17 protein-coding genes and 1 pseudogene are annotated in these 19112 nt (G+C 65.6%); 13 read left to right on the forward strand and 5 right to left on the reverse strand.

All coding sequences use genetic code 11. The annotated features are described in order from the left end of the window. Positions 1 to 472: 472 nt before the first annotated feature. A complete protein-coding gene (nrdF, locus tag VNW74_RS09650) occupies positions 473 to 1447 on the forward strand; it encodes a class 1b ribonucleoside-diphosphate reductase subunit beta (protein WP_325676375.1) in 975 nt (324 codons plus the stop codon). Positions 1448 to 1649: 202 nt separating this feature from the next. On the opposite strand, the gene VNW74_RS09655 is transcribed toward nrdF, so the two are convergent. Next, positions 1650 to 2042, reverse strand: coding sequence for a DUF805 domain-containing protein (locus VNW74_RS09655; protein WP_325676376.1), 393 nt, complete (start codon positions 2040 to 2042; stop codon positions 1650 to 1652). A 98-nt stretch (positions 2043 to 2140) separates the two neighbouring features. Between VNW74_RS09655 and VNW74_RS09660 the strand changes: the two genes are divergently transcribed. Together VNW74_RS09660 and VNW74_RS31870 are read left to right on the forward strand one after the other, a co-directional pair. Continuing rightward, entirely contained in the window at positions 2141 to 2284 is a 144-nt protein-coding gene (locus VNW74_RS09660; RefSeq protein WP_325676377.1) for a hypothetical protein, read from the forward strand. A gap of 345 nt (positions 2285 to 2629) precedes the next feature. Beyond that, positions 2630 to 2716: pseudogene (locus VNW74_RS31870) on the forward strand (hypothetical protein); the annotation flags it as partial. A 603-nt stretch (positions 2717 to 3319) separates the two neighbouring features. Here VNW74_RS31870 and mdlC read toward each other — a convergent pair. Next, positions 3320 to 4921 carry a benzoylformate decarboxylase gene (gene mdlC / locus VNW74_RS09670; RefSeq protein WP_325676379.1) on the reverse strand — a complete coding sequence of 534 codons (1602 nt, stop codon included), beginning with the start codon at positions 4919 to 4921 and terminating at the stop codon, positions 3320 to 3322. A 325-nt stretch (positions 4922 to 5246) separates the two neighbouring features. On the opposite strand from mdlC, the gene VNW74_RS09675 reads away from it, so the two are divergent. Then, entirely contained in the window at positions 5247 to 5549 is a 303-nt protein-coding gene (locus VNW74_RS09675) for a DUF3349 domain-containing protein (protein WP_325676406.1), read from the forward strand. Here VNW74_RS09675 and VNW74_RS09680 read toward each other — a convergent pair. After that, entirely contained in the window at positions 5544 to 6584 is a 1041-nt protein-coding gene (locus tag VNW74_RS09680; RefSeq protein WP_325676380.1) for an NAD(P)-dependent alcohol dehydrogenase, read from the reverse strand. The genes VNW74_RS09675 and VNW74_RS09680 overlap by 6 nt on opposite strands. 116 nt (positions 6585 to 6700) lie before the next feature. Then, positions 6701 to 7801: an iron-siderophore ABC transporter substrate-binding protein gene (locus VNW74_RS09685; protein ID WP_325676381.1), complete on the reverse strand. Its 1101-nt coding sequence runs from the start codon at positions 7799 to 7801 to the stop codon at positions 6701 to 6703. A gap of 176 nt (positions 7802 to 7977) precedes the next feature. Here VNW74_RS09685 and ctaD point away from each other — a divergent pair, with 176 nt between their 5' ends. The 8 genes from ctaD to VNW74_RS09725 all read left to right on the forward strand — a co-directional run bounded on the left by ctaD (position 7978) and on the right by VNW74_RS09725 (position 16698). After that, the gene (ctaD, locus tag VNW74_RS09690) at positions 7978 to 9705 is read left to right on the forward strand and encodes a cytochrome c oxidase subunit I (protein ID WP_325676382.1); all 1728 of its coding nucleotides are present in this window, start codon (positions 7978 to 7980) and stop codon (positions 9703 to 9705) included. After that, entirely contained in the window at positions 9702 to 10937 is a 1236-nt protein-coding gene (serB, locus tag VNW74_RS09695) for a phosphoserine phosphatase SerB (protein WP_325676407.1), read from the forward strand. Before ctaD ends, serB begins: the two co-directional genes overlap by 4 nt. A gap of 83 nt (positions 10938 to 11020) precedes the next feature. After that, positions 11021 to 11896, forward strand: coding sequence for an ABC transporter ATP-binding protein (locus VNW74_RS09700; protein ID WP_325676383.1), 876 nt, complete (start codon positions 11021 to 11023; stop codon positions 11894 to 11896). After that, positions 11893 to 12714, forward strand: a complete 822-nt coding sequence (locus VNW74_RS09705; RefSeq protein ID WP_325676384.1) for an NUDIX hydrolase — start codon at positions 11893 to 11895, stop codon at positions 12712 to 12714. The genes VNW74_RS09700 and VNW74_RS09705 overlap by 4 nt, the downstream gene beginning before the upstream one ends. Beyond that, a complete protein-coding gene (locus tag VNW74_RS09710) occupies positions 12702 to 13475 on the forward strand; it encodes an enoyl-CoA hydratase (RefSeq protein WP_414686641.1) in 774 nt (257 codons plus the stop codon). The genes VNW74_RS09705 and VNW74_RS09710 overlap by 13 nt, the downstream gene beginning before the upstream one ends. Then, positions 13447 to 14430 carry a class I SAM-dependent methyltransferase gene (locus VNW74_RS09715; RefSeq protein ID WP_325676385.1) on the forward strand — a complete coding sequence of 328 codons (984 nt, stop codon included), beginning with the start codon at positions 13447 to 13449 and terminating at the stop codon, positions 14428 to 14430. The genes VNW74_RS09710 and VNW74_RS09715 overlap by 29 nt, the downstream gene beginning before the upstream one ends. After that, positions 14388 to 15587 (forward strand): THUMP-like domain-containing protein, encoded by a 1200-nt coding sequence (locus VNW74_RS09720; protein ID WP_325676409.1) that lies wholly within the window; start codon positions 14388 to 14390, stop codon positions 15585 to 15587. Before VNW74_RS09715 ends, VNW74_RS09720 begins: the two co-directional genes overlap by 43 nt. Positions 15588 to 15984: 397 nt before the next feature. After that, on the forward strand, positions 15985 to 16698 hold the full coding sequence (locus VNW74_RS09725) for an esterase (protein WP_325676386.1): 714 nt from the start codon (positions 15985 to 15987) through the stop codon (positions 16696 to 16698). Positions 16699 to 16904: 206 nt separating this feature from the next. Here VNW74_RS09725 and VNW74_RS09730 read toward each other — a convergent pair whose 3' ends face one another. After that, the gene (locus VNW74_RS09730) at positions 16905 to 18179 is read right to left on the reverse strand and encodes a PQQ-binding-like beta-propeller repeat protein (protein WP_325676387.1); all 1275 of its coding nucleotides are present in this window, start codon (positions 18177 to 18179) and stop codon (positions 16905 to 16907) included. Positions 18180 to 18370: 191 nt separating this feature from the next. Between VNW74_RS09730 and VNW74_RS09735 the strand changes: the two genes are divergently transcribed. Continuing rightward, a complete protein-coding gene (locus VNW74_RS09735; protein ID WP_325676388.1) occupies positions 18371 to 19108 on the forward strand; it encodes an acetyltransferase in 738 nt (245 codons plus the stop codon). Positions 19109 to 19112 lie beyond the last annotated feature (4 nt).

Below are 19112 nucleotides of genomic sequence, written 5' to 3' on the forward strand. Positions count from 1 at the left end.
CGACCTCGCGCTCAGCACCCTGGAAGATGGCCTCACGCACACCTTGCGGCACGCCGGACTGGACTGATTTCGAACACCGCTGGGGGTTAGGAGACCCGATAATGGGCCGGCCCGAAAGCGCCTTGAAGCGGACGTCCCACCCGATAGCAATGATCACGTCCGCCACAGGATTACCTCGGCCAGGCGACATCCGGTGTGCCCGCCTCGCAGCGACAACTCAGGCGTGTCGTAACGGCAGCACTGGCTACGTGCGCATCCACCGGAGCCTTGTCGCGCGTAGGTGGGCACGACGGGCCCCCCCTTTCCATCGGAGGCGGATGTGGCAGATGTGACTGTTGTCAATCTGGGGGGCCTGGGCTGGCCCGCGACACGCGAACACAACTCCTTGTGTTACCTCGGCTTGTCGCACCCCAGGGGTAGTGTCTGAAGCCTGAGCATGCTCGACTATCCGGCCTGGTGAAGTGGGGTTCTGGTGACCGAAAAGATGAAGCTGATCGATCGGGTGTCGGCGATCAACTGGAACCGTCTGCACGACGAGAAGGACGCCGAAGTCTGGGAGCGGCTCACCGGGAACTTCTGGCTGCCGGAGAAGGTGCCGGTGTCGAACGACATCCCGTCGTGGGGCACGCTGACGGCCAACGAGAAGCAACTGACGATGCGGGTCTTCACCGGCTTGACGCTGCTGGACACCATTCAGGGCACGGTCGGGGCGGTCAGCTTGATTCCCGATGCGCTGACGCCGCACGAAGAAGCGGTCTACACGAACATCGCGTTCATGGAGTCGGTGCACGCCAAAAGCTACAGCTCGATCTTCTCCACGCTGTGCTCCACCGTTGAGATCGACGACGCCTTCCGCTGGTCGGAGGAGAACCCCAACCTGCAGCGCAAGGCCGAGATCGTGATGGAGTACTACCGCGGCGACGAGCCGCTCAAGCGCAAGGTGGCCTCCACGCTGCTGGAAAGTTTCCTGTTCTACTCCGGCTTCTACTTGCCGATGTACTGGTCGAGCCGGGCCAAGCTGACCAACACCGCCGACCTGATCCGGCTGATCATCCGCGACGAGGCCGTCCACGGCTACTACATCGGGTACAAATTCCAGCGCGGGCTGGCGCTCGAGGACGCGGCCAGGCAGGCGGAGCTGAAGGACTACACGTACGAGCTGCTTTTCGAGCTCTACGACAACGAGGTGGAATACACCCAGGACCTCTACGACGAAGTCGGGCTCACCGAGGACGTCAAGAAGTTCCTGCGCTACAACGCCAACAAGGCGCTGATGAACCTCGGCTATGAGGCGTTGTTCCCGCGCGACGAAACCGACGTCAACCCGGCCATCCTGTCCGCCCTGTCGCCCAACGCCGACGAAAACCACGACTTCTTCTCCGGGTCGGGGTCGTCGTATGTCATCGGCAAGGCCGTCGTCACCGAAGACGAGGACTGGAACTTCTAAAGCCGCAGTTCAACAGCCCAATTGCCGGACAGGCTTGCTGAGGTCAGCAAACCTATCGGCCGCTCGGCAGCGGTCGACCGCACCGGATAGCCACGACTTGTTACTCGCCGGAGGCCCCAGGTAGTCGCCGTCGCGCGCCGGCTGTACCTTCCGCCCACGGCCGCGGTGAGTACGCAGTCGTCACGCAGCAGAACGCCCCGCCCTAAGCCGGAGCACCGAATTGCTGATTCGGGAATGGATTCGCGGCTAAGGGATCCGGTCCGAATTGGTTCGGTCCGTCGGTGCCCTTGGCGGCGTACCAGACCAGGAGAACGATCATGCCGATCACCGGCACAAAGCCGATCAGATACCACCAGCCCGTGCGGTCGAGATCATGCAGGCGCCGAACGGCGATGGCGAAGCTGGGAATGATTGTGACGAGAGCGAAAAGTCCGCTAACGAGCTGTTCGTCGTTCAGCATCAAGTCGATGATGGCCGCCACGCTGCCGGCGATGATGTTGAAGAGAGTCCAATACCAGAATTCGGACCGGCAGGCCCGATCGCGGAAATTCACGTATTTGACGAACCCGGCCGAAATCGCTTGCCCGAAGCCCATCTTATCTCCCCACTTCAAAGCCAGCCGTGGAAGCGAAACGATACCAAAACGGCTTCTTCTGGAAGCACCGTCTCAAATGAATTCGTCCCACGTGATCAGTGACCATCCGCGCGGCCGCCAGCGACAACCGACCATCCGGTCGCGTCGACGTCGACGCCGGCGACCCCGAAGACGTCAACCATGCGACCCTCGCCGCCGCATCGCCTGAGGTCACAGTGTCGGGCGAGCTGCCACCCCCGTAGCGCGGCAGCGCGGAAACTGTTGGCCGACTTGGACGCTGAGCTTGCGCCGCTTCAGAGCGGCGGGGGCAGAAACCGGTCTGGACAGCTGCAGAATCGCCGCGAAAAACCCAACCGCGAGTGCGGCCGCTACGCCGGCCAAGAGTGCGCGTTGCATCATGCCTTGTCCTCTCTCAGGTGGGCCGGGATGTTTACGGGCGCTCACCGACGCCGATTCGTGTCGAGCTTGTCACCGACCCGTGCCCACGCCGTGCCGACAATTGCCCACGAAACTGTATGTTTGAGCGTGAGTAAGCGTGACCTGTTTTCGCAGCTAGAGGTGGCTTTCGTATGATTGAACTTGCAGGGGATCAGAACCACGGCTTGTTCTCCGGATCGGGATCGTCGTATGTCATCGGCAAGGCCGTCGTCACCGAAGACGAGGACTGGAACTTCTCAAGCCGCGGGTCATTTGTGCATATTCGGCTGATTCTGCAACCCCCGTGGCTGCGATTCGTCGTGTGGGCGCTGTTGCTCGCTGTGGTGTGGGGTGCGCTCACCAGTTTCCAGTCGCGTTCTGAGATCGAAAGCACCATCCTGTCGGCGATCTTCTTCGGTGCCGCCATAGCGGGACTTCTCACCGCCACGACGCAGAGTGTGCATCGCGGAGCCGCCGAGGCGCTGTCTGGACTCAGCCAAGCCGAACGTTCCCAGGCGATCGATGCGGTGCTACATGGCACCGTGCCGGCTGATCCTGAAGTGCGGGCATCGGCGACCCGGCTCGGCCGGGTCTTTCTTCGCAACAAGTCTGCCGATCAACTCAAGCGTTCGGAAAGATTGACCTTGCTGACATTTGGGGTCGTCATCGCGTTAGCGGTCGCGGCGGCCGTAGCCAACTTCGCCAACGAAAGGTTGTTCTACCTGGCAGTCGCCGTGGTGTGTGCGATCGGGCCTTTCTCGTTGGTTAACACGCGACGGATTCGACGAAATGTCGCGCTGCTCGCCGGAGGCCACGACTAGGGCGGCGCTAGCCTCCATGCGGGCTAATGGTATTCGCGGTTATACGCCGACCGGAATGATGCGAGCGTTGATGAGAGTGGGTCGCTCGCGGTCTGCGATACCGGCTCTAACCAATTCGGTGACCTCGTCGACGCTGTGCGCCTCGTGGGCGTCGACGCCGTAGCTGGCGGCGGTCGCGACAACGTTCAATGCGGGCACGTCGAGTCCTGGAACGCCGGGCGTCTTCTCCCACACACCGAACTGCTTGACCACGCCGTACTCGGCGTTGGATGCCACGACAACCGTGACCGGAATCTGGTAGTGCGCCGCAGTCCACAACGCGGTGATCGCGTAATGCATGGAGCCGTCACCCATTACGGCGACGACGGGACGATCGGGGGCCGCCAGCTGAGCACCGACGGACGCGGGTAGCCCCCAGCCGAGTCCGCCACCCGCGGCCGACAAATGCGAGCGCGGGTAACCGGGTCGGATGGAGTTAGTGATGGCGAGCTCGTTGCTGCCGGCCTCGCTGACCCACAGTGTCTCGGCGGGCGCGGCGCGCCCGACCGCGGTCCAGAGCGCTTCCGGTGTCAGCGGTGCCTGCGCGTGTTCGATCTCGGGAATCGGGGCACGTGGCGCCGGGGCCGACCGTTGGGTCGGTTTCGCGGCGTCGAGCAAGGCCTGCGTGGCGGTGACCAAGTCGGCGACGATCGCGTCCCCGACCGGGGCCCGGGCGGCTTCGTCGGGATCGTTGGTGATGTGAATCATGCTCGCGCCCTCGGGCAGGTAGGGCCCGGGCACTTGCGGGTAGTAACGGAAAACCGGCGTCCCGATCGCAATCAACAGATCGTGTCCGGCCAGCGCCTGCGATATCCAGCCCTTGCCAGGCGGCAAGGTCCCCTGATAGAGCGGATGATTCTCGGGGAATCCGCTCCAGCCGGTCAGCGGGGCGCTCCACACCACCGATTGGGTGCGTTCGGCCAATCCGACCACCGACTCCCACGCGCCGTATCGTTCGACGTCACCGCCCACGATCAACGCCGGCGACGTCGCCGCCTCCAATCGCGTGCAGATTTGCTCGGCGAGCTGCGCGGGGAATCCAGCTGCATGGGTCACCGAGCGTTCACGTACCACGGCGATATCGGCGGCCTGGGCATCGTCCAGTTCGACCGGCATGTCGTCCATCGGCAGCGAGACGAACACCGGGCCCATCGGCGGGGTGGTGGCCAGGTGGATGGCACGGGCCAATACAGCGGGTGCTTCGCTTGCGATGGCAGGTTCGGCAGCCCATTTCACGAATGGCCGCGGCACCGTGGTGGGCTCGATGTTGGTGAGCAGGCAGTACTGGTTCTGCATGTTCCGTCGCTGATTTCCGGCCGTGACGATCAACGGGGTCTTGTTGCAGTAGGCGTTGTAGAGCTGGCCTTGGGCGTTACCCATCCCGGGCGCGGTGTGCAGGTTGACCAGAGCCGGCCGACCGGTGATCTGCGCATAGGCGTCGGCCATCCCGACCGGGATCATCTCCTGCAGCCCGAGGAAATAGCTGAAGTCCTCTGGAAAGTCTTGCAGGAGAGCAAGTTCCGACGAACCGGGATTGCCGAAAAAGGTCGTCAGGTTGTGGGCGCGAAGCAAATCGAGGATTGCGTTGCGGACGGTGGTCATACTGCCTCCAATGTCGTGGGCCGACCTAATCCTCGGTCCGGTTGGGCAGCAGCGCAATTGTCATCGGCTCGAGATCGCTGGGCAAAATTGTGCTGTTGGCAGCCAACAGCTTTGACCGAACCACCGCAACGCCCCGTCTGACCATCCTCTGGAAATCAGACCGAGTCGCAAGTGGGCTGATCGGCCGACAAGGACCATCGACAAAGATGAACGGTGCGTGAATTGTATGAATGGCGCGCCGGGACGGTGGCGCCGCTCACCCACCTTTCGTGACACTGATGAGGTGGCGATAACACCATCTTCTACGGCCGACTTCTTCCGTTCAGTGATCCAGTGGCTGCAGGTCGGCTACCCCGAAGGCGTTCCTGGTCCGGACCGAGTGCCGTTGCTTGCGCTGCTGCAGAGCACACCGCTGAGCGAGGATGAGATCACCGAAGTGGTCGACGCGATCGACGAGGAGGTCGAGGGCCCGGTTCAGCGTGACGTGATCGCGGATTTCATTTCGGACATGACGCAATACGACGCCGGTCCAGAGAACATCGCCCGGGTGGCCGCCAGGCTTGCCGCTGCCGGTTGGCCGCTGTCGGGTATCGCGGATGCCTCTAACGGCGAAGCTGAGGGCTCATAAGCCTGACGTATCGATCACGAAGCGGTAGCGCACGTCGCTGGCCAGCACCCGCTCGTAGGCCTCGTTGATGTAATCGGGCTCGATGAGCTCGATTTCCGGCGTCACGTCGTGCTCGGCGCAGAAGTCCAGCATCTCCTGGGTCTCGGCGATCCCGCCGATGTTCGACCCGGACAGGCTGCGGCGCGCCAGCGCCAGCGGAAATGCCGGTACCTCCATCGGGTGCTCGGGGATACCCAGCTCGACGAGTGTGCCGTCGACGTCAAGCAGGTTCAGGTAGTCGCCGAGTTTGAGGTTGGCCGAGACGGTATTGAGCATCAGGTCGAAGCTGCCGCGAAGGTTGCGGAAGGTGTCCGGGTCGGCGGTGGCGTGGTAGTGGCTGGCGCCCAGACGCAGTCCGTCCTCCATCTTCTTCAGCGACTGCGATAGCACCGTGACGTCGGCGCCCATCGCCGCGCCCAGTTTGACGCCCATGTGACCGAGCCCGCCCAGGCCGATGATCGCGAGTCGCGTGCCCGGCCCCGCTTTCCAGTGTCGGAGCGGCGAGAAGAGCGTGACGCCCGCGCACAGCAGCGGGGCCGCCTTGTCCAGCGGCAACGAGTCGGGGATGCGCACGACGAAGTTCTCGTCGACGACGACTCCCTGGCTGTAGCCGCCCTGCGTTGACGTGCCGTCTTTGTCGATCGAGTTGTAGGTGAAGGTCGCGCCCGGCTTGCAGTACTGCTCGAGCCCGGCCTTACAGCTGCTGCACTTACCGCAGGAGTTCACCATGCAGCCGACGCCTACGTGATCGCCGACCTGGTATTTGCTGACCTCAGGGCCGACGGCGCTCACCACGCCGGCGATTTCGTGGCCGGGAACCACGGGGTAATTGGGTTGGCCCCATTCGGCTTTCACGGTGTGGATGTCGGAGTGGCAGATACCGGCGAACTTGATGTCGATGGCCACGTCGTGCGGGCCGGGGTCGCGGCGGGTGATCGTGGTCTTGGTCAGCGGCGCGGTCGCCGAGGTAGCGGCATACGCGGAAACACTGCTCATTGGGCAATCCTCTTGAGTGCGCTTGTTTCGTATCGAATTCTATTGAACACACCCACATTAGCATAGATAAGCTATGTATTTCACGCGGTGCGATCGACGTCACAGACCGCTGGCCGTCAGTTGATCGGGGCGTTCACAAAGCGCAGATCGTCGATGACACCGCGAGCCGCAACCACGCCCTCGCCGGTCTGCCAGATTTCATTGTTGACCACGAAGACTCGGTTGTCGTGTGTGGCGGACAGCTTGCGCCACGAACCGCTGTCGAAAATGGTTGCGGCGCGGTCCTTGGCGGCCGGCGACGCGAACGACACGTACACCAAGTCGCCGTCGGCCGGGGAGAAGTCCTGGTTGCCCGCCAGATCGGCGTCGGCGCTGCTGATATCGATGTAGGGCTTGTCGGTAAACCGTTGCGATGCAGGGCGATCCACGCCGACCGTGGTCAGCACGCTGGCGGGGAAATTCTCGGCACCGTATACCCGGATGGTGTTTTCGGTGAACTGCACGACCGACGCTTGGTAGTGGGCGGCGTCGTGAGCCGCGCCGTCGTCGTGGGCCTTCTTGGTGAAGTTGTCGATCACGCCGCCCGCGGCGTCGGCCCGACCGGTGGCCGCACCCACCCCACGCAAGTTGTCCTCCCAGGCCGCACCCGGTGCGGCGGTGAACACCGTCGGCGCGATCGCCGCCAACGCCGAATACAACTTCGGCGTCAACGCTTGCGAGCCAAGAATCAGATCCGGCTTGGCCGCCCCGATAGCCCCCAGGTCGGGACTGCTGCGGGTGCCCACGCCCGGCAGGCGATGCACGACCGTGCCCAGGTAGGACGGCTGGCTCGAGGAGCCGTCCGGCAGTGCGGCGGCGACGATCCGCGACTGCAGGCCCAGCGCGCACAGGGCGTCGAGCTGGTCGCCGGAGAGCACGACGATCCGCTGCGGATCAGCGGGCACCTGGGCGACATCGGGCTGCACCCCCGCCGCGTTGCGGGCGCTGCGAGTCGTGGGCCCGGCATCCGGCTCGGCCGGTTGCGGCGCGCACGACTCGTCGGGTCGCCGCTGGTTGCCCAAAACGCCGGCTCCGGCAATCTGGGTGGTGCTGGTGATCACCGACGTCGGCGACGAAGCGCCGCCGGGCGATCCGGTTGTGCAACCACTGCACAGCGCGGCCGAAATCGCTGTCGCGGCGGCAGCGGACATCACCGGTCGCACGCCCCTGAGCAGCACGGGTCCGACGGTAACATCCGGTTAGCCGACGCCGGCCGCATGCGGGTGACGACGAGGCGCGCCGTTTACCCGCCGAGTACGACAGTTTGTAGGACCAGTCGCTCGCGGGGCACGTGCGGACGCTAGACTCAAGTGCCACTGAGCCCAGTTGCCCCGCCCGACGTTTGGAGGAGCTCTTGACCACCGAAGCGCCCCCGCTGGGAGAACTCGAGGCGAGTCGTCCGTACCCGCCGCGAACTGGACCTAAAGGCAACCTGATCTACCGGCTGATCACCACCACCGATCACAAGATGATCGGGATCATGTACGTGGTCACCTGCTTCATCTTCTTCTTCATCGGCGGGCTGATGGCCCTGCTGATGCGCACCGAGTTGGCCGCTCCGGGTCTGCAGTTCTTGTCGAACGAGCAGTTCAACCAGCTGTTCACCATGCACGGCACGATCATGCTGCTGTTCTATGCGACGCCGATCGTGTTCGGCTTCGCCAACCTGGTGCTGCCGCTGCAGATCGGCGCGCCCGACGTCGCGTTCCCGCGGCTCAACGCCTTCTCGTTCTGGCTGTTCTTGTTCGGCGCGCTGATCGGCATGGCCGGTTTCATCACCCCGGGTGGGGCGGCCGACTTCGGCTGGACCGCTTACACCCCGTTGACCGACGCCATCCACTCACCCGGCACCGGTGCCGACCTGTGGATCATGGGGTTGATCGTCGCCGGTCTGGGCACCATCCTGGGCGGGGTCAACATGATCACCACGGTGGTGTGTATGCGCGCGCCGGGCATGACGATGTTCCGGATGCCGATCTTCACCTGGAACATCCTGGTGACGTCGATCCTGGTGCTGCTGGCGTTCCCGCTGCTGACTGCGGCATTATTCGGGCTGGCCGCCGACCGGCACCTGGGCGCTCACGTCTACGACTCGGCCAACGGCGGAGTGCTGTTGTGGCAGCACCTGTTCTGGTTCTTCGGTCACCCCGAGGTCTACATCGTGGCATTGCCTTTCTTTGGCATCGTGACCGAGATCTTCCCGGTGTTCTCCCGTAAACCGATCTTCGGCTACACCACGTTGGTCTATGCGACGCTGTCGATCGCCGCGCTGTCGGTTGCGGTGTGGGCTCACCACATGTTCGCCACCGGGGCGGTGTTGCTGCCCTTCTTCTCCTTCATGACGTATCTGATCGCGGTGCCCACCGGCATCAAGTTCTTCAACTGGATCGGGACAATGTGGAAGGGGCAGTTGACCTTCGAGACGCCGATGCTGTTCGCGATCGGCTTCCTGATCACCTTCCTGTTGGGCGGTCTGACCGGGGTGCTGCTGGCCAGCCCGCCGCTGGACTTCCAGGTCACCGACAGCTACTTCGTGGTCGCGCACTTCCACTACGTGTTGTTCGGGACCATCGTGTTCGCCACCTTCGCGGGTACGTATTTCTGGTTCCCGAAGATGACCGGCCGGCTGCTCGACGAGCGGCTGGGCAAGCTGCATTTCTGGTTGACGTTCATCGGTTTTCACACCACGTTCTTGATCCAGCACTGGCTGGGCGACATCGGGATGCCGCGCCGCTACGCCGACTACCTGCCCACCGACGGATTCCAGGTGTACAACGTGATCTCGACGGTCGGGGCGTTCATCCTTGGCGTGTCGATGATTCCGTTCGTCTGGAACGTCTTCAAGAGCTGGCGCTACGGCGAAGTGGTCACCGTCGACGACCCGTGGGGGTACGGCAACTCGCTGGAGTGGGCCACCAGCTGCCCACCGCCGCGGCACAACTTCACCGAGCTGCCCCGCATCCGCTCCGAGCGCCCGGCCTTCGAGTTGCACTACCCGCACATGGTGGAGCGATTGCGCGCCGAGGCGCACGTGGGCCGCGGCGGCCACAGCCAGGACCTGGCCGAGGTGCCCTCGAGCTGAGTACACCTCGCAAGGTGTCGACGTTGATCACCATCACCGGTGTCGACAAGCCAGGCGTGACGTCGGCGCTGTTCGAGGTTCTCTCCGGCCACAATGTCGAACTGCTCAACGTCGAGCAAGTGGTGATCCGGGGCCGGCTGACGTTGGGTGTGCTGGTATCGGCTCCGCTCGAGGTGGCCGAGGGTAAGACGCTGCGGGCGGAAGTCGAGGCGGCCATCCACGCGGTCGGCTTGGACGTCAGCATCGAGCGCAGCGACGATCTGCCGATCATCCGGGAACCGTCGACGCACACCATCGTGGTGCTCGGCCGGCCGATCACCGCCGAGGCTTTCGGCGTGGTGGCCCGGGAGGTGGCCGCGCTCGGCGTCAACATCGATCTCATTCGCGGCGTCTCCGACTACCCGGTCACCGGGCTGGAATTGCGGGTTTCCGCGCCACCGGGCGTCGGCAGCCGGCTGCAGGCCGCATTGACGCAGGTGGCCGCGGACCAGTGCGTCGACATCGCGGTGGAGGATTACGGGCTGTCTCGGCGCGCTAAACGGCTCATCGTGTTCGATGTTGACTCGACGCTGATCCAGGGCGAAGTCATCGAGATGCTGGCCGCCCGGGTGGGCGCTCAGGAGGCCGTCGCCGCGATCACCGAGGCCGCCATGCGCGGCGAACTGGACTTCGCGGAGTCGCTGCGGCAGCGGGTGGCCACCTTGGCGGGTCTGCCTGCCGAAGTGCTCGACGAGGTCGGCGACGAATTGGAGCTGACGGCGGGCGCGCGGACCACGCTGCGCACGCTGCGGCGGCTGGGTTATCACGTGGGCGTCGTCTCCGGCGGCTTCCGGCAGGTCATCGAGCCGTTGGCGCATGAGCTGATGCTGGACTTCGTCGCCGCCAACGAGCTGGAGATCGTCGACGGCAAAATCACCGGCCAGGTCGTCGGACAAATCGTCGACCGCGCCGGTAAGGCCAAGGCATTGCGGGACTTCGCGCATCAGGTCGGCGTGCCGATGGCGCAGACGGTCGCGGTGGGCGACGGGGCCAACGACATCGACATGTTGGCCGCTGCGGGCCTGGGCGTGGCATTCAACGCCAAACCCGCGCTGCGCGAGGTTGCCGACGCCTCGCTGAGCTACCCGTACCTGGACACCGTGCTGTTCTTGCTCGGCGTCACGCGCGGCGAGATCGAGGCCGCGGACGCGGTCGACGGCGTGGTGCGACGCGTGGAGATCCCACCCGAATAGCTTGCCGAGCAGACGTCACCCGACAGGCACCGCGGCGTCGCGGTACGGCACGATGGTCGGGTGCCCGAAACCGGAAGCCGGAGGTGAAGCCCGAGGATTCGAGAGAATCCGGGGGTGGAACCGACCAGACAAGCGACGCAGCCGATCCTGATCTGCTGATCGACTTCAAGGACGTTTCGCTGCGCCGTGATGGCCACCTGCTGGTCGGACCGGTGAGCTGGTCGGTCGAGCTCGACGAACGCTGGGTGATCATCGGGGCCAACGGTGCCGGCAAGACATCGTTGCTACGCATCGCCGCTGCCGCCGAGCACCCCTCGTCGGGCGTCGCCTACGTGCTCGGTGAGCGCCTCGGCCGCGTCGACATGTCCGAGTTGCGCTCCCGGGTGGGCTTGAGCTCCTCGGCGTTGGCGCAACGGATTCCGGACCACGAGGTGGTCCGCGACCTGGTCGTCTCGGCCGGCTACGCGGTGCTCGGGCGGTGGCGGGAACGCTACGAGGACGTCGACTACCTCCGGGCGATCGACATGCTGGAAAGCCTGGGCGCCGAGCACCTGGCCGACCGCGTGTACGGGACCTTGTCGGAGGGTGAGCGTAAGCGGATCCTGATCGCGCGCGCGTTGATGACCGACCCTGAGCTGTTGCTGCTGGACGAACCGGCCGCCGGTCTGGACCTGGGCGGTCGCGAGGAGCTGGTGGCGCGGCTGACCGACCTGGCCGCCGATCCCGATGCGCCGGCGCTGGTCCTGGTCACCCACCACGTCGAGGAGATTCCTCCCGGCTTCAGCCACTGCATGCTGATGTCGGAGGGACGGGTCGTCGCCGCGGGTTTGCTGACCGACGTACTGACCAGCGAGAATCTATCGGCGGCGTTTGGCCAGGCGATCACGGTCGACTTGATCGACGGGCGTTACTTCGCCCGACGCACTCGCACCCGCGCGGCCCACCGGAGACAGTTATGACTTCACCGCAAGACCCGCCGCCGCTGACGCCCCGGCCCGCCGCCACCGTGATGCTGATCCGCGACGGCTCCCACGGTGTTTCCGTCTTCTTGATGCGACGGCACGCCGGAATGGAATTCGCCGCCGGGACGGTGGTTTTCCCCGGCGGCGGCGTCGACGACCGCGACCGCAACGCCGATATCGCGTGGGCCGGGCCACCGCCGTCGTGGTGGGCGCAGCGGTTCGGCACCGACACTGACCTGGCCGAGGCGCTGGTGTGCGCCGCCGCCCGCGAGACCTTCGAGGAGTGCGGTGTGCTGTTCGCCGGCCCGGCCGACGAACCGGCCGGGATCGTCGGCGACGCGTCCGCATATCGCGAATCGCGGCTGGCGCTGGCCGATCGGACGCTGTCGTTCGCCGACTTCCTACGCCGCGAGAACCTGGTGCTGCGGGCTGATCTGCTCCGACCGTGGGCCAACTGGGTAACCCCGGAAGCCGAGCGCACCCGCCGCTATGACACGTACTTCTTCGTCGGAGCGTTGCCGGAGGGTCAGCGGGCCGACGGGGACAACACCGAATCCGACCGTGCGGAGTGGACCACGCCGCGGGCCGCCATCGACGACTTCGCGGCCGGCCGCAGCTTCCTGCTGCCGCCGACCTGGACCCAGCTGGACTCGCTTGCCGGACGCACGGTCGCCGACGTATTGGCCGTCGAGCGTCACATCGTCACCGTGCAGCCGCATCTGGAGATCGACGGCGACAACTGGGTGTTCGAGTTCTTCGACTCCGATCGCTACCACGCGGCACGGAAAGCCGGCGGACATCGATGGCGGCTGTGAGCGAGTTCGTCAGCATCCACCTGGGCAAAGAGCGCCCGGGGGTCGGCACGCTGGTGGTGTCGCGGCCGCCCACCAATGCCATGACCCGCCAGGTCTACCGGGAGATCGGGCAGGCCGCCGCCGAGGTCGCACGTCGCGATGACATCGCCACGGTCATCGTCTTCGGCGGCCACGAGATCTTCTCCGCGGGTGACGACATGCCCCAACTGCGTGCGCTGACCGCCCCGGAAGCCGAGACCTGGGCACAGGTGCGGCGCGACGCCGTCGACGCGGTCGCGGCGATTCCGAAGCCGACCGTGGCCGCGATCACCGGTTACGTGCTGGGCGCCGGGCTGGGCCTGGCGCTGGCCGCCGATTGGCGCGTGAGCGGTGACAATGTGCGCTTCGGTGCGACGGAGATTCTGGCCGGTTTGGTGCCTGACGGGGGCGGCATGGCGCGGCTGACCCGCACGGTCGGGGCCAGCAGGGCCAAGGAACTGGTGTACAGCGGACGTTTCTTCGACGCCGAGGAGGCGCTGGCCTTGGGCCTGATCGACGAGATGGTGGCTCCTGACAACGTGTACGACGCCGCCGTGGCCTGGGCGGGGCGCTTCGTCGACGGACCCCCGTACGCGCTGGCCGCGGCCAAGGCCGGCATCAATGACGTGTTCGAGCTGGCTCCGGACGAGCGGGTGGCCGCCGAACGCCGCCGCTTTGTGGACGTGTTCGCCAGTGCCACTAAGCTTGCGCATCGTGACGAGGAGTTCGAAGGCCGCCGGTGATCCGGCGCCGCAACCGCATGCCACCGCCGAGCAGGTTGAGGCCGCCCGCCACGACAGCAAGCTGGCGCAGGTGCTCTACCACGACTGGGAGGCGGAGAACTACGACGAGAAGTGGTCCATCTCCTACGACCAGCGCTGTATCGACTACGCGCGGGACTGCTTCGACGCCGTCATCCCTGACGACGAGATCTACCGCCTGCCGTACGACCGGGCTCTCGAATTAGGCTGCGGCACCGGATTTTTCCTGCTGAACCTGATCCAGTCCGGAGTCGCGCGGCGTGGTTCGGTCACCGACCTGTCCCCGGGCATGGTCAAAGTCGCCACTCGCAACGGGCAGTCGCTGGGCCTGGACATCGACGGTCGGGTCGCCGACGCCGAGGGCATCCCGTACGACGACAACACCTTCGACCTGGTGGTCGGACATGCTGTGCTGCACCACATTCCGGACGTCGAGCTGTCGCTGCGGGAGGTGCTGCGGGTGTTGCGGCCGGGCGGGCGCTTCGTCTTCGCCGGCGAGCCGACGTCTGTGGGCAACGGCTACGCCCGGACGCTGTCGACACTGACCTGGCGGATCACCACCAATGTCACCAAGTTGCCCGGTCTGGGCAGTTGGCGGCGGCCGCAGGCCGAGCTGAACGAGTCGTCGCGCGCCGCGGCCCTGGAGGCCGTTGTCGACCTGCACACCTTTACTCCCGCTGACCTGGAGAAGATGGCCACCTCCGCCGGTGCTGTGGACGTCGAGTCCGCCACCGTCGAGTTCACAGCGGCAATGCTGGGCTGGCCGCTGCGCACCTTCGAGTACGCCGTGCCCTCGGAACGGCTGGGCTGGGTCTGGGCCAAGTTCGCCTTCAACAGCTGGAAGACATTGAGCTGGGTCGATGAGAACCTCTGGCGCCGCGTGGTGCCGAAGGGCTGGTTCTACAACGTGATGATCACCGGGATCAAGCCGTCCTGAACTTCGGGCTCGACGACATTGCTTACCTGATATCGGACGCGGGCCGTGCGGCGCTGACCATCGTGGATGGGTTGCCGCTGACCGATCGCGTCACCGACATCGCCCTGCTACGACAGCAATTCGGCGATCGGACACCAGCATTGGTGGAAACCGTGTTGCTGCGGCGGCGCGCGGCCGACAAGCTGCCCGGTACCGGCGAGTGGCTGTTTACCGATGAGGCGCTGCAGCAAGCCAGCGCCGCGGCTGTGGCGTCGCATCGGGCGCAGCGGCTGGCCGGCCGCATCGTGCACGATGTGACGTGCTCGATCGGCACTGAACTGGCGGCGCTGCGCGGCTGCGCGGCCCGGGCGGTGGGCAGCGATATCGACCCGGTGCGGCTGGCGATGGCGCGACACAACCTCGGTTCCGCGGCCGACCTGTGCCGCGCCGACGCGCTACACCCGGTGTCCCGCGACGCGGTCGTGATGGCCGACCCGGCGCGGCGCGGCAGTGGACGACGGCGCTTCAACCCGCGCGATTACCAGCCCCCTCTGGACCAGCTATTCGATGTCTATCGTGGCCGGGAGCTGGTCGTAAAAGCAGCTCCCGGAATCGATTTCGACGTCGTGACCCGCCTCGGCTTCGACGGCGAGATCGAGGTGACCTCTTATCGGGGGTCGGTGCGGGAAGCGTGCCTGTGGTCGGCCGGTTTGGCCGAGCCGGGTGTGCGCCGGCGGGCCAGCATCCTGGACCGCGGCGAACAGATCACCGACGCCGAGCCGGACGCTTGCCCGGTGCGGCCCGTCGGCCGGTGGATCGTCGACCCCGATGGCGCGGTGGTGCGGGCCGCACTGGTGCGCCCTTACGCTGCGCGCCACGGGCTGTGGCAGCTGGACCCGCACATCGCCTACCTGTCCGGGGACCAATTGCCCACGGGAGTACGTGGATTCGAGGTTCTCCAGCAGCTGCCGTTCGACGAGCGGCGGTTGCGTCAGGCGCTCTCAGCGCTGGACGGCGGCGCGTTGGAGATCCTGGTGCGCGGCGTGGATGTCGACCCCACGGTGCTGCGACGGCGATTGGCGTTGCGGGGCGGCCAGGCCTTGACGGTGGTGATCACCCGGGTCGGCTCGGGTGCAGCGGCGAGGGGGATTGCATTCGTGTGCCGCCCGTCGCGGTAGCGGCTGCACAAAACGGCATTCCATCGCGAGTGACCTTTGAGTTCGCATCGTCCGAATACAGCCTGAGAACATACTCAAAGCGCGCGGCGCAGCGCGCGGCGCCTGAGCGCGACGGTGTGCGCACACCGGTGATCATCTGAACTAAGAGTTCACATACTAACGAAGAGGTGATGCAAGCTCTGGCCGACCGTTAGTTTATTACTGAATAGAAAGCATCCATACACTGAGGAGGCTCCGCCGGGAACAGGCCGCGCGTTCATGTCCGACCTGCTGTCGTTGTTCTAGGCGTCTGCCTCATGACGGCGACGGCGGACGTTGGCCGCCCGTCCTGATAGGAGCCGGGTAGGCTTGCGGGACGGCATTTGAGCCGTTCCCAGTCTGCGAGGACAAGTCACCCATGCGCTACCTGATGACGGCCGTGCTAATCGCGGCCGGAGGCCTGTTGGGTTGGTACGGTGGGCCGGTCGCGGCCGCGGACTCGACGTGCGGCAACTTGGGCGGCGACGTCGAGGGTGACCAGACGTGCCATGTGCATGCCGCCACGTCCACCTACACCCTGGACATGAGGTTTCCGCTCGACTTCCCCGACGAGCAGGCGCTCACCGACTACATCGGCCAGAACCGCGATGGATTCGTCAGCGTCGCGCAGACGTCGTCGCAGACATCGGGAACGCGCGAAGTGCCGTACCAAATGGAGGTGACCTCCGAGCAGTACCATTCCGGCCAGCCACCGGGCGGCACCCGAAGCGTGGTGCTCAAGGTCTTCGAGGACCTCGGTGGCCCGCGCCCGTCTACCTCCTACAAGAGTTTCAACTACGACCTCGGATCACAACAGGCGATCACCTTCGACACGCTCTTCGTGCCTAACAGCAAACCGCTGGATTCCATTTTCCCGATCGTGCAGCGGGAGATGGGACGGCAGACCGGGTTCGGTGCCGCGATCCTGCCCGGCTCCGGCCTCGATTCGTCGCACTATCAGAACTTCGCCATCACCGATGACGAGGTGATTTTCTACTTCGCGCCGGGAGAGCTGCTGCCGCCGTCGATCGGCGGTGCCAGCCAAGTTCACGTGCCGCGCAACGCCATCCCACCGCTGACGGTCAAGGGCTGAGGCACCGTCGGCGTCGTTACGGCGCCAGCGACGCCCCAGGCCGAACAGCAGTCACATCTGTCACGCCAATCTCTGCGCGGAGTCGGTAGGCGGCTTGCCCGCCTTGTAGCGACAAACCACGGCGCGCAGGGAGCTTTTCGGAGGCGGGCACAACGAGCACCGACCTCCGCGCAGAGTCTTCTGTGACTGTTGTGACGGTAGCGTTGTCAGTTCGGCCCGAAGCTGTACACCTGGCCGTCGCTGGTGGCGGTGACCACCCGGCGGTCGTGGCCGATCGAGACCCCGACCGGGTATCCCGTCGCCTCGGGCAGCGAATAGTTGCTGAGCGTGCGGCCGCTGCCCGGATCGAAGACCAGCAGCGACATCCCCCGTGCCCCCCTGCCCGGCCCGCCGGTCACCACGACATAGCCGACGCCCGAGCCGGCCAGGCTCGACGTCGACAGCGGGCTGACGTCGTTGCGACGCCAGACCTGCTGGGCGTGGTCGCCGGCGTCCTTGAAGGCGACCAGTCGGGTGTCCGGGCCGCCGCCCGACACGATCAACCCATTCGGTGTCACCGACGGCGGCGTCTGCGCGAGGAACGCCAGCGGCACCGACCATTTCGGCTTGCCGTCGGCGGCGTGCAGCGCCCACAACCGCTCGTCGCGGCCGTTGACATAAATCGTGGAGCCGTCCTTGGACAGCACCGGGCTGGCCAGCACACCGGCGCTGACCGCGTCGCTGGTCCATTCCCGGGTGAGCAGCGGGCTCTGACCCGGGTGATACTTCAAGGCGGTCAGCGTGGCCGCGGGGGCACCCGGCTGCCACAGGCCCACGACCACCATCCCGTTCGCCGCCGCGAATGCCGGCGCCGCGGCGACCGGGCAGCCTGCCTGGGCCGGCCCGCAATCGGACAGCCCGCGACTGTAATCGGCCGGGTCGACGTTGTCCACCAGATCAACGGAATTGCCGACCACGGTGCCGTGGTGCGCGTCGAAGACCTGCACCTGCCCAAGGTGTGTGACGACGAGCAGTTGACTGTGTCCGAGAAATCTTGGGGTAGAGGGCATTCCGATCACCGGTCTGCGCCAACGGATCCACTGGGTGGGGGGAAAGGACACTATCGCCCCCGGCTGGCCGACGTAGAGGTTGTCGAAGCCGTCGAACAGCGGGCCGGAGATTCCGCCGCCTTGGAAGAGCCGAGTGCACCACCGTTGCCTGCCGTTGTCGTCGTTCTCCCACTCCATCAAGGAGCAGCCGCCCGGGGTTTGAGCGTTCAGTGCCATCCAGTTGCGGGAGCTCAACGCCGGTCCGGACGCCAGCGAGCCTTTGACCGAGCGGGTCCAGCGCAGGGTCAGGCTGCTAGCCCCGGAGCTCGCCGTGTAGCTGCTGTTGGCGGCGTCGCCGTATTGCGCGGGCCAACCTTCGGCGGGCACGGTGTCGACCCACGAATCGGTGTTACCGCAGCCGGCCAGGATGGCCGCCAGAACGACCGCCGACACCGCGCATGACCAACGCCGCAGGGCACGTCGGGGGACTGGCCAGAACACGGTGTGGCTTCCAAATCCTTCCCGGAACGTGGGGCATGAGCTGCGATCGAGTACAGCCGAGGGTAACCTGTGCCGCCTCGCGCATTCTTTATTGCCCGCCTCCTCAGCCTGCCGCTGCGCGGCTGGCGCTAGAGTTTCCGGCCATGACGACAATGTGGGGGGCGCCTCTGCATCGCCGCTGGCGGGGATCGATGCTCCGTGACCCACGCCAGGCCAAGTTCCTCACCCTGGCATCGCTGAAATGGGTACTGGCCAACCGCGCGTACACCCCGTGGTATCTGGTCCGCTATTGGCGACTGCTGAAGTTCAAGTTGGCCAACCCGCACATCATTACGCGCGGCATGGTTTTCCTGGGCAAAGGCGTCGAGATCCACTCGACCCCAGAACTGGCGCAGCTGGAGATCGGCCGCTGGGTACACATCGGGGACAAGAACACCATCCGCGCGCACGAGGGCTCACTGCGGTTCGGCGACAAGGTGGTGTTGGGCCGCGACAACGTCATCAATTGCTACCTGGACATCGAGCTCGGCGATTCGGCGCTGATGGCCGACTGGTGCTACGTCTGCGATTTCGACCACCGGATGGACGATATCAATTTGCCGATCAAGGATCAGGGCATCGTCAAGTCCCCGATCCGGATCGGGCCGGACACCTGGGTTGGCGTCAAGGTAACGGTGCTGCGGGGCACCACCATCGGACGAGGCTGCGTGCTGGGATCACACGCAGTCGTCCGCGGCGACATCCCGGACTATTCGATCGCGGTCGGTGCGCCGGCCAAGGTGGTCAAGAACCGGAAGCTGTCCTGGGAGACGTCGGCAGCGCAGCGCGCCGAAATGGCTGCGGCCCTCGCCGACATCGAACGCAAAAAGGCGGCCCGCTGAGGTT

Source organism: Mycobacterium sp., assembly GCF_035570115.1.
GTDB lineage: Bacteria > Actinomycetota > Actinomycetes > Mycobacteriales > Mycobacteriaceae > Mycobacterium.